The 2,050-nt window shown below is 67.8% G+C and carries 3 protein-coding genes; all 3 read left to right on the top strand.

What is annotated here, in order from left to right; translation table 11 throughout:
• On the top strand, positions 1 to 234 hold a 234-nt coding region (locus ABD350_RS37490), incomplete at its 5' end, for a hypothetical protein (protein WP_344353888.1).
• Between the two features lie 118 nt (positions 235 to 352).
• Positions 353 to 1,354 (top strand): helix-turn-helix domain-containing protein, encoded by a 1,002-nt coding sequence (locus ABD350_RS37485; RefSeq protein WP_344353886.1) that lies wholly within the window; start codon positions 353 to 355, stop codon positions 1,352 to 1,354.
• A gap of 61 nt (positions 1,355 to 1,415) precedes the next feature.
• The gene (locus ABD350_RS37480) at positions 1,416 to 1,919 is read left to right on the top strand and encodes a hypothetical protein (protein ID WP_344353884.1); all 504 of its coding nucleotides are present in this window, start codon (positions 1,416 to 1,418) and stop codon (positions 1,917 to 1,919) included.
• Positions 1,920 to 2,050 lie beyond the last annotated feature (131 nt).

Raw genomic sequence — 2,050 nt, 5'->3', positions numbered from 1 at the left:
AATCCGGTAGGCCGCGGTTACGTGGATGGTCGCGCGGCTACCTGCATCAGTATCCCGCAGAGTGCCGCGCTGCAAACCGTGCCGCTGCGGCCGACTGTGGTCCTGATCGTGATTCTGCTGGCCTTCCTGGCGGTCTGCGGCAGCCTGGTGACGTCACCTGGCCAGGTCACTGTGACGCCCGGCTTTCCCTTGGTGGAAGTCATCGTGCAGATCGGCCCGATCAGCCTCACCTGATCACCCGGCGGGGCCGAGGCGCCTTGCGGCGCCCTCGGCCCCGCCAGCCACTAGTGCAGTTCCAGGTCGCAGCCGGCTCGGCTGTGGCGTGGGAGACGCGAAGCAGGAAGGGTTCGGCGTGGAAGCGCCACTGACTGCCCGGTGTGCAGGTTGCGGGCACGAATTTCTTCAGCGCACGGGGCCCGGCCGGCCTCGGCTGTACTGCAGCGAGCGGTGTCGTCGTCAGGCACAGCGCCGGCGGGATCGAGCGAAGATCTCGGCGGGTGACAGAGGACAGATTGCTGCTGCTGCGCTGATCGAAGAGATGTACCGGCTCACCAGCCGGCTCAGCACAGAACTGTCTGGCCCCTTGGATGAGTTACTGGTTACGGCCAGCCGCTTGGGGCGGTTGTCGGAGTGCCTCGTCGGCAACACAGTGCGGGAACGCCTGGAGCGTGGTCAGGGCTGGGCCGAGCTGGCGGCTGCGGCGGGGGTAAGCGAAAGGTCTGCCCGGGCCCGGTGGAATCCGCAGCGTGTGCGGCGCCTTGCGCAAGACGTTGCCCCCTCGGCGCTCAGCCAGACGACAGACCTTTCGGCCTCGGCGCAGTTGGGCTCAGGAACCGACATGCTCGTCGGTGCCCTCCGGCAGCTGCCTGGGACCGCTTCGGCTGCTCAGGTCGCCACCGCGGCCGTGCGCGCCGGGCTTTCCTTCAACGAGGCGGACCGCGCGTTGGCGGGCAAGGACATCCTGCCGTGGGACCGGATGCGGAGCCTGGTGGAGCAACTGGGCGGCCATTCCGAGGATCTTCACTTTTTGTGGCAGGTGTCCCTGCAGGCCAGCAGCCCACCGCCGGCATCTGTCGAGGAGGCGGCGGGCCGTCTGGCGGCGGCGCTGCGGGGGATACTTCTGGCCGCGGGCCAGCCCCCGCTTGATGAGGTGGCCAGCCTTACAGGCGTGTCAGCGGACAGGCTCGAAGCCATCCTGCTCGGCCGGTGCGTGCCCGCTTGGGACACCATCGCCGCCTTGGCGACCGCACTGCGAACCGATCCGAGCCTTCTGAGGAACCTGTGGGACGGCGTTCGCTGCACCTTTTCCGCCAGCCCTCACCACTTCCCCCGCGGCGGCTTCCTTCTCGGCTAGACCCGCGGACCTGGGCTCGGGGCAAGGCATCGAATGTCCCAGCGAGCGAAGGAAGCTGGACGTGATACCACCTTCCCCGGCATGTCGCACCGAGGTAGCGCGGCGTGCGGACTACAGGGCCTTCTATGAGAACTACCACGAGCTCTACCTGCTTTATGCGCAGGCTCGCATCCCCTGGAGCACCGCGGCTGCGGACGTCGTGAGTGCCGCCTTCGACGATATCGCGTTCGTGTGGACGACAGCGCTGAGCAGCCCGTCCGCCGCCGCTTTGGCATGGGGACTGCTTCGTCAGCAAGTTGCCGGCAGCGCACTGTGTCCTTCTTGCCGGCCTGCCTGCGCCCATTGCGTGCTACGCCCCGCGATGGCTGATGCCGTGGTGCTTCATGCCTATATCGGTATCTCCCTGTCTGAGACCGCCACGGTGATGGGTCTGAACAGGGGGGACATCGGTGCTTTGCTCTGCGGCGCCCGTCGCAGGCTTGCCGACAGTCATCGTCTGGTGCGGGCCATGTCTCACATGGGGCTTCACGTGCAGGAAGGAGGAGACGGCCGAGGCAGCTGCTGACGCTGGGAGTGCGCAGGTGGGGGCGGACGGCTCCGGGGTGCGGTCTCACGGGCGTGCCCGCCGCTGTGGGCTGAGCCGATCATTGCGTACCGCGTAAGCCGGTTTCACCGTGCACCGCGTCCCCGCGGACG

Source organism: Streptomyces nogalater (assembly GCF_039532885.1).
GTDB classification, from domain to species: Bacteria; Actinomycetota; Actinomycetes; order Streptomycetales; family Streptomycetaceae; genus Streptomyces; species Streptomyces nogalater.
The sequence above is the reverse complement of the archived record's forward strand: the minus strand, read 5'-3'. Positions and strand labels throughout refer to the sequence as shown.